At 66.2% G+C, this 17380-nt stretch carries 12 protein-coding genes; 7 read left to right on the top strand and 5 right to left on the bottom strand.

Annotation, left to right across the window (positions count from 1 at the left end; translation table 11 throughout):
- Nucleotides 1-54: 54 nt before the first annotated feature.
- From ABRP17_RS13620 to ABRP17_RS13605, 4 genes are all read left to right on the top strand, one after another.
- Nucleotides 55-960, top strand: coding sequence for a LysR family transcriptional regulator ArgP (locus tag ABRP17_RS13620; RefSeq protein WP_188326476.1), 906 nt, complete (start codon nucleotides 55-57; stop codon nucleotides 958-960).
- Between the two features lie 156 nt (nucleotides 961-1116).
- Nucleotides 1117-2823 (top strand): malate dehydrogenase (quinone), encoded by a 1707-nt coding sequence (gene mqo / locus ABRP17_RS13615; RefSeq protein ID WP_192081424.1) that lies wholly within the window; start codon nucleotides 1117-1119, stop codon nucleotides 2821-2823.
- Between the two features lie 179 nt (nucleotides 2824-3002).
- Nucleotides 3003-5159 (top strand): TonB-dependent siderophore receptor, encoded by a 2157-nt coding sequence (locus ABRP17_RS13610; protein WP_349984582.1) that lies wholly within the window; start codon nucleotides 3003-3005, stop codon nucleotides 5157-5159.
- Nucleotides 5160-5295: 136 nt separating this feature from the next.
- Entirely contained in the window at nucleotides 5296-6243 is a 948-nt protein-coding gene (locus tag ABRP17_RS13605) for a nucleoside hydrolase (protein ID WP_349984768.1), read from the top strand.
- A gap of 117 nt (nucleotides 6244-6360) precedes the next feature.
- Here the strand turns inward: ABRP17_RS13605 and ABRP17_RS13600 are convergent, their stop codons facing one another.
- On the bottom strand, nucleotides 6361-7608 hold the full coding sequence (locus tag ABRP17_RS13600; protein WP_349984583.1) for an MFS transporter: 1248 nt from the start codon (nucleotides 7606-7608) through the stop codon (nucleotides 6361-6363).
- 519 nt (nucleotides 7609-8127) lie between these two features.
- Between ABRP17_RS13600 and ABRP17_RS13595 the strand changes: the two genes are divergently transcribed.
- Complete coding sequence (locus ABRP17_RS13595; RefSeq protein WP_349984584.1) at nucleotides 8128-10821, top strand: amino acid adenylation domain-containing protein; 2694 nt, start codon at nucleotides 8128-8130, stop codon at nucleotides 10819-10821.
- Nucleotides 10822-10896: 75 nt separating this feature from the next.
- On the opposite strand, the gene ABRP17_RS13590 is transcribed toward ABRP17_RS13595, so the two are convergent.
- On the bottom strand, nucleotides 10897-12042 hold the full coding sequence (locus tag ABRP17_RS13590) for a metallophosphoesterase (protein WP_349984769.1): 1146 nt from the start codon (nucleotides 12040-12042) through the stop codon (nucleotides 10897-10899).
- A 142-nt stretch (nucleotides 12043-12184) separates the two neighbouring features.
- Here ABRP17_RS13590 and ABRP17_RS13585 point away from each other — a divergent pair, with 142 nt between their 5' ends.
- Nucleotides 12185-12847 (top strand): SDR family oxidoreductase, encoded by a 663-nt coding sequence (locus tag ABRP17_RS13585; RefSeq protein ID WP_349984585.1) that lies wholly within the window; start codon nucleotides 12185-12187, stop codon nucleotides 12845-12847.
- Between the two features lie 34 nt (nucleotides 12848-12881).
- Nucleotides 12882-13715 carry an isocitrate lyase/phosphoenolpyruvate mutase family protein gene (locus ABRP17_RS13580; RefSeq protein ID WP_349984586.1) on the top strand — a complete coding sequence of 278 codons (834 nt, stop codon included), beginning with the start codon at nucleotides 12882-12884 and terminating at the stop codon, nucleotides 13713-13715.
- A 275-nt stretch (nucleotides 13716-13990) separates the two neighbouring features.
- Here the strand turns inward: ABRP17_RS13580 and ABRP17_RS13575 are convergent, their stop codons facing one another.
- The 3 genes from ABRP17_RS13575 to ABRP17_RS13565 all read right to left on the bottom strand — a co-directional run bounded on the left by ABRP17_RS13575 (nucleotide 13991) and on the right by ABRP17_RS13565 (nucleotide 17378).
- Nucleotides 13991-14692, bottom strand: coding sequence for an MOSC domain-containing protein (locus tag ABRP17_RS13575; RefSeq protein WP_372486789.1), 702 nt, complete (start codon nucleotides 14690-14692; stop codon nucleotides 13991-13993).
- The gene (locus ABRP17_RS13570; protein WP_349984589.1) at nucleotides 14689-15399 is read right to left on the bottom strand and encodes a FadR/GntR family transcriptional regulator; all 711 of its coding nucleotides are present in this window, start codon (nucleotides 15397-15399) and stop codon (nucleotides 14689-14691) included. The genes ABRP17_RS13575 and ABRP17_RS13570 overlap by 4 nt, the downstream gene beginning before the upstream one ends.
- Nucleotides 15400-15533: 134 nt before the next feature.
- On the bottom strand, nucleotides 15534-17378 hold the full coding sequence (locus ABRP17_RS13565; RefSeq protein WP_349984590.1) for an NPCBM/NEW2 domain-containing protein: 1845 nt from the start codon (nucleotides 17376-17378) through the stop codon (nucleotides 15534-15536).
- Nucleotides 17379-17380 lie beyond the last annotated feature (2 nt).

Here is a 17380-nt window from a genome sequence, read left to right as displayed (position 1 = left end):
CACGCTCAAGAAAAGCTAAACTTACTTAAGCCTCTTTAGCGGAACTTAATTGCGATGCGCGTTGACCATGCCCAGCTGCGTGCACTTGCCGCCGTAATACGCGAGGGAAGCTTCGATCGCGCCGCCCAATCGCTGAATGTCACAGCCTCCGCGGTGTCGCAGCGCGTCAAAGCGCTGGAGGACCGCGTCGGTCGGCTGTTGGTGAAACGCGGCGCACCGGCCACCGCCACCGCCGAGGGCCAGGTGCTGGTGCAGCTGGCCGAACAGACGGCCCTGCTGGAGCACGACGCGCTGCACCGGATGGGGCTTGCCGACGAAGACCTGCCGCAGGCCAGCATCCCGGTGGCGGTGAACCATGACAGCCTGGAAACCTGGTTCCCGGAAGCGGCCCAGCAGTTCGCACAGGTCACCGGCACCACCTTGGACCTGCGCGTGGAAGACCAGGACCACACCGTGGAGCTGCTGCGCCAGGGCACGGTGCTGGGCGCGGTGACCACGCTGGATGAGCCGGTGCAGGGCTGCCAGATCCACGCCTTGGGCAGCATCCGCTATGCCGCCACGTGCACCCCGGCTTTCCGCGACCGGCATTTCGGCAAGGGGGTGAGCGCCCAGGCGCTGGCGCAGGCCCCGGTCCTGGTATTCAACCGCAAGGACGACATGCAGGCCCGGTTCGCACGGCGGATGGCCGGGGTCGAGGTGCCCAACACGGCGCCGACGTGGTGGATTCCCTCCACCCGCGCGTTCGTCCAGGCCAACCTGGGCGGGCTGGGCTGGACGATGAATCCGCTGCCGCTGGTGAAGCGCCACCTCGATGCCGGTCGGCTGGTCTACGTGCGCCAGCGCGCGTGGGAGGACGTTCCGCTGTACTGGCAGCACTGGAAAGGCGACGTGCAGACCATGGCGCTGCTGACCCGCGCGGTGCTGGGCGCATCGACGGCCCTGATCCGCCGCAAACGCTGATCCAGCCACGGGCAGGATGCTGCGTCGCACCAAATCAGGACCACAAACGGGTAAAATACGTCACTGGACGCCGTAGGCGGCCGCCTGCTGACGCGTCTTCACGCGCCGCCCCTGGCCGGCACGCATCCTGATTCCCTCCCCAAACGAATCGTTCCCATGAAGAAATTTGGCAAGGCTTTAGTCGCCCTGCTCGTGCTGCTGTTGGTGACGTCGGTACTGTTCCTGTACTGGCCGTTGACCCAGCGCTCGGTGCCGGCGGCCAGCAACGACAAGCCCGTTGACGTAGTCCTGGTAGGCGCCGGCATCATGAGCGTCACCCTGGCGACCTATCTGCAGGAACTGCAGCCGGACTGGAACATACAGGTGTACGAGCGCCGCGACGGCGTGGCCGAAGAAAGTTCCGATGGCTGGAACAATGCCGGTACCGGGCATTCCGCGTTCGCCGAGCTGAACTACACCCCGGAGCTTCCGGACGGCAGCATCGAGACCAAGCGCGCGGTCGGCATCGCCGAACAGTTCGAGGTCTCGCGCCAGTTCTGGTCGCACCAGGTGCGCGAAGGCCGCCTGAGCCAGCCCAGCGATTTCATCAATGCCACCCCGCACATGAGCTTCGTGTGGGGCGACGACAACATCAACTTCCTGCACAAGCGCCAGCAGGCGATGGTCAAGAATCCGCTGTTCTACGGCATGCAGTACTCCGAAGATCCGGCGCAGATCAAGCAGTGGGCTCCGCTGCTGATGGAAGGCCGCGACCCGAAGCAGAAAGTCGCTGCTACCTGGATGCCGCTGGGCACCGACGTGAACTTCGGCGTCATCACCCGCCAGCTCACCGATGGCCTGAAGCGCAGCCCGAATTTCGGCCTGCACCTGGGCCATGAAGTCACCGCGCTGCGCCAGAACGACGACAAGACCTGGAACGTGACCGTCAAGGACCTTGCGTCCGGCAACGAGACCACCACCCACTCGCGTTTCGTCTTCATCGGTGCCGGCGGCGCGGCCCTGAAGCTGCTGCAGATGTCGGGCATTCCGGAAGCCAAGAACTACGGCGGCTTCCCGGTGGGCGGCCAGTTCCTCGCCTTCCAGGGTGCCGACATCGCCTCGCGCCACAGCGTCAAGGCCTACGGCATGGCCGAGACCGGCTCGCCGCCGATGTCCGTGCCGCACCTTGATGCACGCAAGCTCGATGGCAAGCCGGTGGTCCTGTTCGGACCGTTCGCGCTGTTCAGCACCAAGTTCCTCAAGCACGGCTCGTGGTTCGACCTCTACTCGTCGGTGACCCACAACAACGTGGCCCCGATGTTGAACGTGGGCGCGGAAAACCTGGATCTGGTGAAGTACCTGATGAGCCAGGCGCAGTTGAACGACGACGACCGCCAGGCCGAGCTGGTCAAGTACTTCCCCAACGCCAAGCGTGAAGACTGGACGCTGGTCACCGCCGGCCAGCGCGTGCAGATCATCAAGCGTGACCCGGAGAAGGGCCCGGTGCTGCAGTTCGGTACCGAGATCGTGACCGACAAGGATCACACCCTGGCCGCCCTGCTGGGGGCCTCGCCGGGCGCCTCGACCTCGCCGCCGATCATGCTCGACCTGATGGCCAAGGCCTTCCCGGAAGAGATGAAAGCCGGCTGGGAAGCGCGTCTTCGCGAGATCGTCCCGTCGTATGGCCGCAAGCTCAACGAGAGCCCGGCGCTGACCAACGAGATCCGCACCTTGACCAGCCAGGCGTTGAAGCTGCCCTTCCTGGATGTGCCGGCGGACGTGATCCAGCCGGCCGCCATCCCCGCCACGGTGGCCCGCCCGGCCGAAGCGCCCGAGCCGCCGCAGGTGAAGCGCAACAAGAACGAGGAGCTGCAGGCGCTGTAAGGCCTGCCAAAGTGATCTATCGAGACGGCCGCCTTCGGGTGGCCGTTTTCGTTGGCGGCCCTGGCGGTCGAGCGCGGACACGACCGTTCGTCGCCCGAACCCAATCGCGAATTGTAAGGTTTTCGATAATCATTTACATTTGCGCCCGTCCGACTACCCCACCCTTCCGCGAAACCGCCATGACCGCCTCTTCCTCGTTCCGACCCGCGCCGCTGGCCATCGCGCTGCTCGCTGCCCTGACCGCCGTACCGGCCATGGCCGACACCGCGGCCGACGCCAGTGCCGCAGCCAGTGCCAAGACCCTCGACCAGGTCAGCGTGCACGGCAGCAAGGCCGCCCCGTCCAGCACCACGCGGCTGCCGATCAGCCTGCAGGAAACCCCGCAGTCGTCCACCGTGATCGGCCTGGAGCGGTTGCAGGACGAGTCGTTGTTCAGCATCAACGACGTGATGCGCAACGTCACCGGCGTCAATGTCTCGTTCTACGACACCCAGCGCCCGCTGTACTACGCGCGCGGTTTTGCGATCACCGACTTCCAGGTCGACGGCCTGCCCACGTACAGCGGCTCGACCAACCAGGAATACGACACCGCCTTCTATGACCGCATTGAAGTGATCCGCGGTGCCAACGGCCTGCTCAGCGGCGCCGGCGTGCCATCCGCCACCGTGAATCTGCTGCGCAAGCGGCCGGGCAAGGATTTCGACGCCTCCTTCGCGGTCAGCGCAGGCACTTGGGACTTCCGCCGCATGCAGGCCGACGTCAACGCGCCGCTGACCGCCGATGGCCGCTTCCGCAGCCGGGTGGTCGCGGCGTATCAGGACAAAGACTTCTATTACGACCGCTACAGCGAGGACAAGATGTCCGGCATGGCGGTGCTGGAAGGTGACCTGACCGAGTCGACCACGGTCACCGTCGGCTTCCAGACCCAGGACAACAACCCGGTCGGCTCGACCTGGGGCACGGTGCCGTTCTTCAACAGTGACGGCAGCTTCGCGCACCTGCCGCGCAGCACCAACATGGCCCCGCACTGGACCCGCTGGCAGCGCCAGACCAGCACCGCGTTCGCCAACCTGGAACAGCGTTTCGGCGAGGACTGGCTGCTGAAGGTCAACACCGCCTACACCCGCGGCAACGTGCAGAACGTGCGCGTGTACGGCAGCGGCTACCCGGACCCGACCACCGGCGCAGGCGTGTACCTGCTGGGCGCTGCCGGTGAGACCGACGACACCCGCAAGGGCGTGGACGTGTACCTGTCCGGCACCTTCGCCCTGTTTGGCCGCGAGCACGATGTCGTGCTGGGTGGCAGCTTCTCCGACCTGCAGTCCACTGCGTGGACGATGAGCCCGACGGCGGGCTGGCGCTACGACATTCCCGATATCAACACCTGGAACGGCGACGCGCCGGAGTTGATCGTGCGCCGGACCGGGGCACACCGCGATGCGCGTACCACCCAACGCGGTGTGTATGCCTCCACCCGCCTGCGCCTGGCCGACCCGCTGTCCTTGATCGCCGGCGCGCGGCTGAGTTCGTGGGAGACCCGCACCCGGGCCTACAACGTCGCCAACACCTATACCGCCACCAGCGGCGCGTACAAGGTGGATGACGAAGTCACGCCGTACGTGGGCCTGGTGTATGACGTGACGCCGAACGTTTCCGGCTACGCCAGCTACACCGAGATCTTCAATCCGCAGAACTACAAGGACCGCAACGAAAACCTGCTCGCGCCGGTGGAAGGCTCCAACGTGGAAGCGGGCATCAAATCGCAGTGGATGGAGGGCCGGTTCACCGCCAACGCGGCCGTGTTCGAGGCCAAGCAGGACAACTACGCGGTGCGTGACGCCAGCGTGCCGGAAGGCTCGCTCAGCGATGGCAGCTCGGCCTTCATCGGCATCAACGGCACCAAGGCACGGGGCTGGGAGCTGGACCTCAACGGCGAGATCCTGCCCGGCTGGACGGTCAACGCCGGCTTCACCCACGTGAAGGTGACCCGCGCTGCGACCGACCTGCTGTACGCGAACCTGCCTGAAGACTTCCTGCAGCTCAACACCAGCGTCCGCCTGCGCGGCGCCTGGGAGCGGCTGACCCTGGGTGGCGGCGTGCAGTGGCAGAGCAAGGTGCAGGCGTTCAACGTGCCCTACCCGACCGGTGGCGCGGTGACCGTGAACCAGCCGGCGTATGCGCTGGTGCAGTTCAACGCCAACTACCGGATCAGCGACAGCTGGACGGCCACGGTGAGCGTGCGCAACGCGCTGGACAAGACCTACTGGGCGAACCTGGACTACAACAACTACGGCGAGCCGCGCTTCGTGGCCTTCAGCCTGCGCTGGACGTATTGAGCTACGTTGGAGGGGTGCAGTGGGACTGAGCCGACTGAAGTCGGCTCTACCTGGCCGTGGGGTGGGCTTGGCGGGTGTTCCGTCGTGACACAATACGCAGCGAACAATCACGACGAAACAGAAGAACAACGCCATGATGCACAACGTTATTTTCGATACGGACCCGGGCGTCGACGATGCCTTGGCCCTGCTTTACCTGCACAAGCATCCGCAGGTGAACCTGCTGGCTGTGACCACGGTATTCGGCAATGCCGCCGTGGAATCCACCACCCACAACGCGCTGTTCCTCAAGCAGGTATGGGGCTTCGATGCGCCGGTCGCCCGCGGCGCTGCGGGCCCGCTGCAGCCGGATGCACAGCCGGAAGCCTGGCCGGTGCACATCCACGGTGACAACGGCCTGGGCAATCATCCGGTGCCGGCCGTGCTGGACGTCGCCGCCGATCCGCGCAGCGCGCATCAGCTGATCATCGACATGGTGCGTGCCCAGCCGGGCCAGATCACCCTGGTCGCAGTGGGCCGCATGACCAACCTCGCCCTGGCCCTGCGCGAAGCACCCGAGATCGCGTCGCTGGTGCGCGGCGTGGTGATCATGGGCGGCGCATTCCATGTCAACGGCAACATCACCCCGGCGGCGGAAGCCAACATCTGGGGCGATGCCGAAGCCGCCGATATCGTGTTCACCGCCAACTGGCCGCTGATCGCCATCGGCCTGGACGTCACCACCCAGGTGGAGATGGATCGCCATGGACTCGATGCCCTGGCCGAGGTCGGTGGTGCCGACGCCGACCTGGTGCGTGCGCTGTCGCAGGACTACGTGGACTTCTACCTGCAGGCCGGTCACAAGGGCATGGTGGTGCATGACTGCTGCGCCTGCATCGCGCTGACCCGGCCGGAACTGTTCGAGTACGAGCACGCCAGCGTGCGCGTGGCGACCGACGGCGTGGCCCGCGGCATGACCATCCCCAAGCCGGCCGGCCTGTCCTTCGGCCCCAGCGTGTGGGACAACCAGGCCATGCAGTCGATCGCCATCGGCGTGGATGCCCACGCCGTGCTGGCCGATATCGAAAAGACACTGGCGCTGTAAGCCAGCACGTCACATCCCGACAAGCGGTAACGGGCAATCGGTAACGGGTAGCGCCGAGCCATGCTCGGCGAGCGCGCAGCGCGGCGCCTTTGTTCGTCCGCTGAGCGTGGCTCGGCGCTACCGGATCGGCGTCGGACGCGTTTCCGGCAGCCGCCACAGTACCGGCAGGACCAGTACCGCGACGATGGCGATCATCGCGCCGGGCGCTGCATTCCAGCCACTGCGCTCCACCCACCACTGTGCCAGCCACGGCGTGGCGCCGCCGAATACCGCGGTGGCCATGGTCACCCCCAGGGCCAGCCCGCTCAGGCGGCCCTCGCCGGGAAACTGTTCTGCGGTGGCCGATGCGGCCACCGCACTGATCCCACCGGCCACGCAGGCCAGGGTTACCGCTGCAGCGATGACGCCTGCGGTGGACGCATCCGCCATCCAGCCGAACATCGACAACGGCAGCAGTGCAGACAGCACCGTCAGCACCAGCAACATCGGGCGCCGCCCGAAGCGGTCGGACAGCGCACCGCACAAGGGCGTCGCCGCGATCACGGCCACTGCCGCGATGGTTGAAAGCCACAGGGCTTCCCCCTCGCCGCGGCCGTTGGCGTGCAGGAACGCGGGCACGTAGGTGATGCCCACGTAGTAGGTGATCGATCCCAGTGCCGATATGGCGAAAGTACGCGCGACCGCGCCCGGATGCGAACGCAGTATCTGCCGCAGCGGTGCGCTGGGCACGCTGCCTTCGCGCTGCTGGCGTTCGAACTCCGGCGATTCGTGCATGCCCGAGCGGGCCAGCAGGATCACCACCGCCAACGCCGCACCGACGAAGAACGGAATACGCCAGCCCCACGTATCCAGCGCAGGTTGTGGCAGCAAGGCGACCGTGAGCGCGGACAGCGCCACCGCCAGCAAGGCACCGACTTCACTGGCCGCCGATGCCAGCGACGTGATCAGACCACGCCGTCCGCTGGGCGCGCTTTCCAGCAGGTAGGCCACCACCCCGGTGTACTCACCGCCTACCGAGAACGCCATCACACAGCGCAGCACCAGCAGCAGCACGCCTGCACTGGCGCCGATCTGGGCATGGGTCGGCAGCAATGCGGTGGCGAGCATCGCGGCGGCCATCAGGGCCATCGATGCCAGCAGCATCCAGCGACGACCGAGACGGTCACCCAGATGGCCGAAGCACAGCGCCCCCAGCGGTCGCATCAGGTAGGACACGGCGAACCCCGCCAGGGTGGCCAGCAGCGCGGTTTCGCCGCCGCCGAAGAACACCCGGGACAGCACGGTGGCGAAGTACAGGTACAGGGTGAAGTCGTACCACTCCACCACGGTGGACAGCGCGGCCACCCACATTGAACGGCGGTGCATGACGGCGTTCATAGGTCACCGGCCACGTGCTGCATCGACAGTCCTCCTCCAAGAATGCGCGCACCGTAACGCAGGGCGGGTGAAGAGCGAAACACGATTCCGCTCGCCGGATCGGCGCGTCTGTCGCACCACACCTGTCGATGTTCAACCTGGAGCCGTCCACGCCACGAGGGGCAGCGCGGCATTGCATTTCACGCGTCGCCTGCGGGGGGTTCCATACGGCCGCAGCTGTCTTCTTCGAGCACACAATTGAGTAGGCCTTAGCCGCCGTCATATTGCCCATTTCGACGCCAATGGAGCTCCAGCTGTTTCACTCAGCAGGTCACGTTTCGCCGTGCGGCCACCTCCCTAGACTGCCGACACCGGGCCACCTGACGGCTCGTCTCGAAGAGAATCGGCATGGCGCCTTCTTGTCCCGATAACCGCAGCACGTGGCCGCCGGCATCGATCCTCGTGCACCCGCACATTGCAATACGCGTACTCAGCTGCGGCCCCGCCGTTGCCTCGGTGCATACTCTGGTGCACGCCGCATTTGCCGATTGGGCGAAGTGCCAACCCGATGCGGTGGCAGCCATCCATGGCGATGAATCGATCACCTACGCAGCGCTGGAACGTGCAGCCGATGCGCTCGCTCATCGTCTGCAGCGTTCAGGCATAGGCAGCGGCGATACGGTTGGCCTGTTCGTCACACGGTCCATCCCGATGCTGGTGGCCATCATCGCATCACTCAAGATTGGCGCTGCCTACGTTCCGCAGGATATCCGCATCGCCCCACCGGCGCTGCTGTCGCAGATGCTTGAGGCGGCCGGATGCCGCGCCCTGCTGTGCCTCGCGGCGGATCGCGCTGCAGCGTCGCGTCTGCAGGCGCGTGAAGTGCTGGTCATCGAGGAAAGCATCGGCGACACCGCTCCCTCCGACTGGAGACCGCCACCGGTTGTAAGCGATGGCACGGCATTCATCCTTTACACATCGGGCACGACCGGAATGCCCAACGGTGTTCCGGTCACGCATCGCAACCTCTGCAACGTGCTGCTCACCCCCCCAGGGAACCTCGGCATCCGGCCCGGCATGCAGGTTAGTCAGCTGCTCAACATTGCCTTCGACCTGTCGGCATGGGAAATACTGGGAACGCTCTGCCAAGGCGCAACGCTGATCATTCGCGGCGAGGACATGCAGGCCGCTGCTGCCGAAGCGGACGTCATCATCGCCACCCCGTCGATTCTGTCGCGCCTGCAACGTGACCGGTGCAGGCGGGTACGGACCGTGGCCGTTGCCGGCGAACCGTGCCCCGAGGCGCTTGCCCTTCACTGGTCCGAGCGCTGTGCGTTCCATAACGGCTGCGGACCGACAGAGACCACCATCGTCAACACACTGCACCGCCACGAGGCCGGGGGGCGGCCGCTCAGCATCGGCGCACCTACGCCGAACAACGCGGTCTACGTGCTGGATGCGCACCAACAGCCGTGCGCCGTTGGCCAGGTCGGTGAGATGTGGGCAGGCGGAGTGGGCGTCACCGCCGGTTACCTAAGCAACCCGGCGCTGACCGCCGAACGATATCGGGACGACCCGTTCCTTGGCAACGGCTGGCAGATGTTCCGCACCCGGGACTTGGGTCGTTGGAATGAGCATGGGGAGCTGGAACACCTTGGACGCACCGATGACCAAGTGAAGGTGCGTGGGTTCAGGGTAGAGCTGGATGCCGTGTCGCGCATCGTCGAGGGCGCCGCCGGTGTGCGCCAAGCGGTCACATTGCAGCTCGATACCCGGACACTGGCCTGCGTAGTGACACCGGCCACTGCGGACGTGCATCACGCGCGGGAACACGCCCGCCGTCAGCTCCCCTACTACGCCGTGCCCGAACACATGCTCGCCCTGGACGCGCTACCACTCACCAGCCGCGGCAAGGTAGACAAACGCAGGCTGATGCACCTGCTCGGCAGCCACACGCCAAGCAGGCCGCCCACTGGGGCTGCAACGTCGTCGCGCACGCGGGGGTCCATCAGCCACTACATGCTGCTTTTCATGATGGTGATTTCTGCCAATACCTGTGTGGCCGCTTACCTGATGCAACCTGCAGGCTGGGCATCGCTGACCAATGCGCCCGAGACCGTGGCCGGGCTGGCACTGGGCAACCTCAGCATGGCCATCCTCATACGCCAGAGCCTGGTGATAAACGCCCTGTTCCGGCTGGCCTGCTGTGTGCCGGTGGCATGGCCCCTGGGCATCCGCCGCCACTTGGCCAAGGTGTACCACTTCGGAGGACTGCACTCGGGCGGCGCATCCGCTGGGGTAGCGTGGATGATGGTGTTTGCCGCCATTGGGATTTCACGGGGCAGTGGCGGCCCCGTGCGCGGTGCCGCACTGTCCTGGACGGTGTTCACCTTGCTGGCCGTGCTGCTGGCCATGCTGGCGACCGCCCTGCCCGTCGTCCGCCGACGGCATCACGATGTGTTCGAAAAGGTGCACCGCTATGCGGGCTGGACCACGCTGTTACTCTCCTGGGCGCTGGCGCTGCAGATGCGTGCAGCCCCCATGTTCGTGATGCTGGGGCTGGTGACGGTCAGCGTCGCGCTGCCGTGGTTGCGCCTGCGCCGGGTGCCGGTCCAAGTGGATGTCTGTTCCGCACACGCAGCTATTCTTACGGTCTCGATGCGCCCACCGCCCTTCACTGGATCAGCCAATGCCATCAGCCGCTCGCCGCTCGGGCAGTGGCATTCCTTCGCCAACATTCCAGCGCCCGGGCAGCACCGGTCCCGCATGATCATTTCGCGCGCCGGCGACTGGACGGGGGGGGTCATCGATGACCCGCCGCGCCATCTCTGGATGCGCGGCTTCACTACAGCGGGCGTGGCGTATATCGAAGTGTTGTTCCACTCGGTACTGTACGTCGCGACCGGCAGTGGGATTGGGCCCGTGCTGCCGCATCTTCTCGCCCGGAAAGTGCGCATGCGCCTGATCTGGTCCGTACGTTCTCCCCGCGTCACCTACGGCGATGCACTGGTGGACGAGATCCTGGCAGCTCAACCGGACGCGTTGATCTGGGACACCCACACAGCCGGCAAGCCGGAACTGCTGCGGCTGGCGTGGCAGACCGCGCAGCAAATGAACGCAGAAGCGGTCATCTGCATCGCCAACCGTGCGTTGACCGATGCGGTGGTCGACGGCTGCGAAGCCCGCGGACTGCCCGCGTACGGGGCCATCTGGGATTCATGAATTTCTGCATCAGCGCAAGGGCAAGGACCCTTTCCCCTGGCGAAAGGGCGCTACCCCGGTAACGCACATCGTTGGCTACGGTGTGGCGGTGGGCGCCCGCAAGGTGATCAGCGTGATCTCCGACGGCACCCCGATGCGGGCCGCGAAGCCCGGCCACAGCCCCGCGCCGTTGCTGACATAAAGCGTCATGTCACCCACTGCATAACGACCGGACACGAAGCCACCGTTGGCGCGCTTCACCAGCTGATCCATGCCGATGATATGACCCCCGTGGGTATGCCCGGACAGCTGCAGCTTCACCCCGCGGGCGGCATTCGCTACGGCTTCGCGCGGGCGGTGGTCCAGCAGGATCACCGGGGCCTGCGGGTTGCTGCCTGCCAGCGCGGCGTCGAGATCCGGCAGTGGCAGGCCATAGCGCGCGGCCACCGGATCGGTGACCCCGGCGATGGTCAGCACCGCACCGTCGCGGCGGACCTCGGTATGGGTATTTTCAAGCACCTGCATGCCCAGGCCGCGGAATGCCTTCATCCAGTCGGCGTACTGCGCGTAGTACTCGTGGTTGCCGGTAATCGCGATGACGCCATCCGGCGCGCGCAGGTCACCGAGCGGTGCGAAGTCATCGGCACGGGCTGCGACCGTGCCATCGATCAGATCGCCGGTGATGACGATCAGGTCCGGGTGCTGCGCGTTGCTTTCGGTTACGACCTTGCGCACCCAGTCACCGGTGAGCAGGCGGCTGGCATGGATGTCGGTCAGTTGCAACACACGATAGCCGTCAAACGCAGCGGGCAGTCCGGCGATCTCGACGTCGATGCTGCGCGGCTTGGGTACCGCCATGCCTTGGCTTACGCCGAAAATGCCCAGTGCCAGCGCTGTCAGGCCCGCGACAGGACGCAGCCAAGGCGCACGCAATGCGGCGATTGACCTCGCTGACTTCAGCAGACGTGCGATCAGCAACGCCGCATCGATCAGCAGCAGGAACAGGGCGCCGAGGAGCAACGACGTGAATCCGGTCGCCAGCACGGCGATGACCATCTTCGGCAGCTCAGGCGACGCCATGGTGCCGGCGAACTGGGCCACGATGCGATGGTGCAGCGCCATCGCGAACACCAGCAGAGACAGCAGCACGCGCACGGCCAGCGGAAGGCGCAACGGCCAGACCAGGCGGAGCACGATGTACAGCGCGAGAACGGAAGCAATGACACTCAGCACAGGAAAAATCCGGGGGGAGCAGAAAGGGCGTAACCCACCATCGTGACCGATTTCACCTGGCCGCGGTAGCGTCCAGCCCCCCAGCGACGCGCACGCGGTCGCAACGCAGCATCACGCATGCTGGTTTCCCCCTCTTCCCTGGAGCTCTCCGATGAGCACTGTCTTCGTCATTGGTGCGGCCGGCAAGGTCGGCCGCCATCTGGTCAGCCAGCTGACCGCCCGTGGGCACCGGGTCCGTGCGCTGCATCGCCGGCCCGAGCAGGCCGCTGCGCTGCAACAGGACGGTGCGACGCCCGTGGCGGGTGATCTGCAGGCGTTGGATGGCACATCGCTGGCCGCGCTCTTGGCTGGCAGCGATGTGCTTGTATTTACGGCCGGCGCCGGCGGAAAGGGCGGCGTGGACACCACGCGTGCCATCGATGGTCGCGGACTCGAAACCGCCGTGGATGCCGCGCGACGGGCTGGCGTGCAGCGCATCCTGCTGGTGTCCGCATTTCCAGAAGCCGGGCGTGGCACGGACGTGTCCGACACGTTCGAGGTCTACATGCAGGTCAAAAAACAGGCCGATGTATATCTGGCCGCGTCCTGTCTGGAATGGGTGATCCTGCGTCCCGGCACGCTGACCGATGCGGCCGGCACCGGTAATGTGTCCGCCGGCCCGGCGATCGGGTATGGCGATATTTCGCGTGAGGATGTGGCCGCCACGCTGGTGGCGCTGGTGGAACGCCCCGCCATCCAGCGGGTGATCATCGAGCTGACCGCAGGCGACACGCCCGTGGCCGAAGCGCTGGATTATCTGGATCCGCGCACCTGACGCATCGTTACTGCCCTCGCAGGAGAAACCTTCCATGCCGACACCCGACGTAACCAACCGCCGGCAGCAGTTCCGGGCGTTGCACGCGTCCGGCTGTTTCGTGCTGCCGAACCCGTGGGACATCGGCAGTGCGCGCTACCTGCAGCACGCAGGCTTCGCGGCACTGGCTTCAACCAGTTCCGGGCGGGCCTGGAGCCGCGGCCTGCCTGATGGCGGAGAGACGCTGGATGAGGTGCTGGCACATCTGCGCGAGCTGGTCGCAGCCACCTCACTGCCACTCACTGCTGATTTTGGTGATGGTTTCGGGGCGGATCCGGTCAATGTGGAAGCGGCGATCGGGCATGCCATCGACACAGGGGTGGCCGGATTGTCCATCGAAGATGCCAGTGGCGAACCCGGTCAGCCGCTACGCCCGCTGGATGAAGCCGTGGCACGCCTGCGTGCCGCACGCGCAGCGATCGACCGTTCCGGCGCGGTGGTGATGCTGACCGGACGCGCCGAGAATTTCTTCGTGGGGCGACCTGATATCGAGGACGCGATCCGGCGTCTGCGCGCCTATGCAGCGGCCGGCGCCGACTGCCTGTATGCACCGGGCATCACCCAGCGCGCACACATCGAAGCCGTGGTCGCGGCCGTCGCGCCGAAGCCGGTGAACCTGCTGGTCGGGGGCCCAAGCGCTTTCTCGTTGCAGGACATCGCCGCGATGGGGGTGCGCCGCGTCAGCCTCGGCGGCGCGCTTGCGCGTGCCGCGTGGGGCGGCGTCATGCGCGCCACGCAGCTGCTGCAGGACGAAGGCAGTTTCGCCGGCCTGGAAGGCGCCACGCCCGGCACCACGCTGAATGCCCTGTTCGACCCCGCGCAACGGTAGCGCCGAGCCACGCTCGGCGGAAGACTCGTGCCGCTCGCGGGCGTTGGTTCGTGCGGGTTGGTAGAGCCGACTTCAGTCGGCTGGCTTCTTCGCGTACGGCAGCCGACTGAAGTCGGCTCTACCGGTGGGCTGGCTTCTTCGCGAACGGCAGCCGACTGAAGTCGGCTCTACCAGGCGGCTGGCTTCTTCGCGAACGGCAGCCGACTGAAGTCGGCTCTACCAGGCGGCTCTACCGGTCGGCTCTACCGGGCGGCGACGCGCGTGGCGGGTCGCCGTCATGCGTCGGCGGGGCCCTGCAGCCGGGATTGCCAGGATTCCACTTCGTTGCGCTGCAGTCGGTTCAACAACAGCTTCTTCCACGATGCGGTCAGCGGCAGTTGGCTGGCTTCTTCCAACAGCTCACGCTCCAGCGTGCGATCGAACAAGACCGTCACCAGTCGGCTGAGTGGCCAATCAGCGCACGGTCGTTCCACAACGGTCAGCGTGTCGCCTGGCGACACCGTACCGCCTTCCAGCACGCGGTAATACCAGCCGGTGCGCCCGCTCGACTGCATTGTCCGTGCCATGTCCGCATACCCGAATCGGTCGTTGAGTTTCCAGCATGGCTGGCGACCCTGCGACACCTGCAGTGTGGCCGTTCCAACCCGGATCACATCGGCGATATGGATGTGCGCTTCGGTCCACCCGCTGCTGGAGAAGTTCTCGCCGAAGGCACCAGAGGCGCCCAACAGTGGATGCGGGTGGTCCGCGCGCCAGAACGCGTAATGATCGAACGGATAGTGATGGATGGCCTTGTCCGGCCCACCGTGTACGCGCAGGTCACCCTGCTCATCGCCTTCAATGCCCTCTGCGTGGATGCGCACGGGATGATCGACCAACGACTTGGCAATCGCGCTAAGGCTGCCCGGTCGCGTGTACGGCAGCGCGCGTCCGGTGTGGATGCTGTTCAGCAAGACGGGTGAAGGCATGGCACTCATGGCGTAGGCCTCGCGCCCTCGCGCAGGTTGCGGCGCGAATCGGCGATCATTTCCAGCATGGCCTGCCGGGCGTCTTCCGGCTGCTGGTCGGCAATGGCCTGCAGCACACGTGCGTGCCGGGGCAACGAGTACTTGAAGTCCGCGTCGGCCTTCTGCGCAGACAGCAGGAGGTAACTCCCGAGTGCGGTTTCAATCACGCTGAACAACGGGCGCAGCAACGCATTGGCGGTGGCATCCAGCACGGCATGGTGGAACCGGAGATCTGCTGCCGCCCACGCCTCCATGTCAACGGCCGCTGCCATCGACGCATAGGCCTGCTGGATACGCTCGAGCTGCGCGGTCGTGCGGCGCTGGGCGGCCAGCGCGGCAGCGGCAGGCTCGATCAGTTCGCGCATCTCTGCCAGTTGTTCGACAAACTCCAGGTCCGGCAGTGCCGCGCCGTGCCAGGCCAGCACGTCCGGGTCCAGCAGGTTCCAGTGGGTGGCATCGCGGACCCGGGTGCCGATCTTCTGCTTTGTTTCGATCAACCCCTTGGAGCCCAGCACGCGCAGCGACTCACGCAGCGCGGTGCGGCTGACCTGCAGCTGCTCTGCAAGCAGCTCCTCGCGTGGCAGCACCTCGCCGGGCTTGTAGGTGCCGGCGATGATCAGCTTGCCCAGTTCGTGCACGATCTGCCCGTGCAGGCTACGGCTCGACGTCGCCATCATGTCCGGTCCTGTGCGGGAAACATCGGGATTTCCATGTAGTCAGTGTAGCGCCGGGACGTGCGCGGCGGATGCTGTTGCCGTCTGCGCGGAAAGCCGCCGAGCATCGCTCAGCGCTACCCGGCGCAGCGCTGCCTTCAGCGCAGCCGGCCATCTGCCCAGACCACAACCGGGGTGGTGCCCTGCACGCTTCTTCCTGCATCCGCCACCAGTTCCAGCACCTGCACGCCGGTGGTGTCGACCTCGATGCGGGCCGGCGCGTCGCCACGCCCCAGCGGTGCGCTGGTGAACAGCGGCTTGCCGTCGCCGTATACATGGAACACGACCTTGCCCTTCCCGGCTGCGGAGCTGTCATCCAGGCCCACCAGCGCGCTGAAACGCGCGTACTCCCGCGCGGTACGCACTTCCAGCCGCGAGTTGGCATGGATGCCGATACCACGTGCCTGCACCTGGCCGCCGATACGCAGCGGCTGTCCCGCCGGCGTCACGTCGACCCGCGGCGTACCAGACACCTCGGCCGGCTTGGCGCTGTAGCCGTCCAGCCCGTCCACGGCGACGTGGATGCGTCCGGTGATCTCGCCCAGGCTGATGTCGTTGCCCGTGGCCGGCGTGCCGCTGACCTTGAGCAGCACCGACCCGTGCGGTGGCAGGGTGAACCCGAGCCGGCCGTCGGCCGCCGGTATCTCCTGCTGCTGCCACAGGTCACGTGCGCGCAGCGGACTGTCCGGGTTGAGCAGCATCTGCGCCGCAGTCACGCCGGCGCGGACTTCTTTTTCGCCCCGGTTGACCAGCAGCACGGCCCGATCGCCGCGCGCTGCCAAGGGCTTCACCAGCACCTGCACGGCCCCGTCCGTCGCCACGATACGGCCCTGGTTGCCGGCCGCATCCTGGTTCACCGCGATCACCTCCGGGTTGGACAGCAGGGCAATCTGCGCGGGCGTGGCATGGTTGAGGTCGAACCCTACCAGCAGCGGCGCGGCGAGGATCGTCCACATCGAAAAATGCGTCCGCGCCTCGGTCATGTGCTCGGCAGCGAACTCGCCCAATCCCACCGCGAGCATGTCCGGATCATTCCAGCGGCCGGGGCCGGCATAAAGCTCGCGACGCGATGCCGTGTCGAAGTTGTGCAGCATGCTTTCCCAGGTCGGCTCGATGTCCGGGCTGGTGCGCCACAGATTGCCATGCCGCCCCCCCCACGTGCCCACGTTGGCTTCGCCCCACGGGCAGATGGAGAAGACAAAGTCGTTGTCCGGATTGGCCTCGGCCAGCAGGCGTCCGACGCGCGCATACATCGTTTCCACCTTGTCGGCATCACTCTGCTGCGCATCGCGACGCACGATCAGCGGGCGGGCCTCGCGGTACAGCCCACTGGCCTGCGCCATGCTGCCCTGGCCATAGTCAGCCAGTCCGCAGGCATCGACCTTGATGTAATCGAACCCCCATTCGCCAAACATGGTGGCCAGGTCGCTCGCCTCGAACCCTTCCAAGCCGATCTCGCGCTGCGCGGTGGTCCCCACCGGCAGGTTCGGGCTGTGCGCATCGTGTGCCTGCGAACAGACGTTGCGGCCCACGTCGGTGTACAGCCCCGCCTTGAACCCCATGGCATGCAGGTGGTCCGTCCACGGCTTCAGGCTGGGCGGTCCGCTTTTGCTGGCCGCCATCGGGAACATCGTGGTGCGGATCTGGATGCCGCCATCTTCGCGCCGCTGCAACCACCAGCCGTCATCGATATTGACGTAGCGGTAGCCCGCCTTCTGCATGCCGTTGCGCTTGATGGTCTCGGCGACGGACAGGATCTTGTCCTGGGTGACTTCCGTTCGGAATGCATTCCATGGGTTCCAGCCCATCGGGGGCGTGGCCGCGGCACCGTGGCCATATACGCTGAAGCGGCCGGTCGGTTGCAGTTCCTCGCGCGCCTCGGCCGCCGCGCAGAACAGGGGGACAAAGGTCAATGCAGCGGCCAGCAGGGTCTTCGTGATCATGG

It is taken from the genome of Stenotrophomonas sp. WHRI 8082, assembly GCF_040223995.2.
Taxonomy (GTDB): domain Bacteria; phylum Pseudomonadota; class Gammaproteobacteria; order Xanthomonadales; family Xanthomonadaceae; genus Stenotrophomonas.
Note: the sequence above shows the minus strand (reverse complement) of the source record. Positions and strands in the feature narration are given on the sequence as shown.

Bases quoted from the DNA above. Each gene is read 5' to 3' on its own strand.
- ABRP17_RS13575 (WP_372486789.1), bottom strand. From the start codon at position 14,692: ATGAGTGCCATGCCTTCACCCGTCTTGCTGAACAGCATCCACACCGGA.
- ABRP17_RS13620 (WP_188326476.1), top strand. From the start codon at position 55: ATGCGCGTTGACCATGCCCAGCTGCGTGCACTTGCCGCCGTAATACGC.
- ABRP17_RS13585 (WP_349984585.1), top strand. From the start codon at position 12,185: ATGAGCACTGTCTTCGTCATTGGTGCGGCCGGCAAGGTCGGCCGCCAT.
- ABRP17_RS13605 (WP_349984768.1), top strand. From the start codon at position 5,296: ATGCACAACGTTATTTTCGATACGGACCCGGGCGTCGACGATGCCTTG.
- mqo (WP_192081424.1), top strand. From the start codon at position 1,117: ATGAAGAAATTTGGCAAGGCTTTAGTCGCCCTGCTCGTGCTGCTGTTG.
- ABRP17_RS13565 (WP_349984590.1), bottom strand. From the start codon at position 17,378: ATGATCACGAAGACCCTGCTGGCCGCTGCATTGACCTTTGTCCCCCTG.
- ABRP17_RS13580 (WP_349984586.1), top strand. From the start codon at position 12,882: ATGCCGACACCCGACGTAACCAACCGCCGGCAGCAGTTCCGGGCGTTG.
- ABRP17_RS13570 (WP_349984589.1), bottom strand. From the start codon at position 15,399: ATGATGGCGACGTCGAGCCGTAGCCTGCACGGGCAGATCGTGCACGAA.
- ABRP17_RS13610 (WP_349984582.1), top strand. From the start codon at position 3,003: ATGACCGCCTCTTCCTCGTTCCGACCCGCGCCGCTGGCCATCGCGCTG.
- ABRP17_RS13600 (WP_349984583.1), bottom strand. From the start codon at position 7,608: ATGCACCGCCGTTCAATGTGGGTGGCCGCGCTGTCCACCGTGGTGGAG.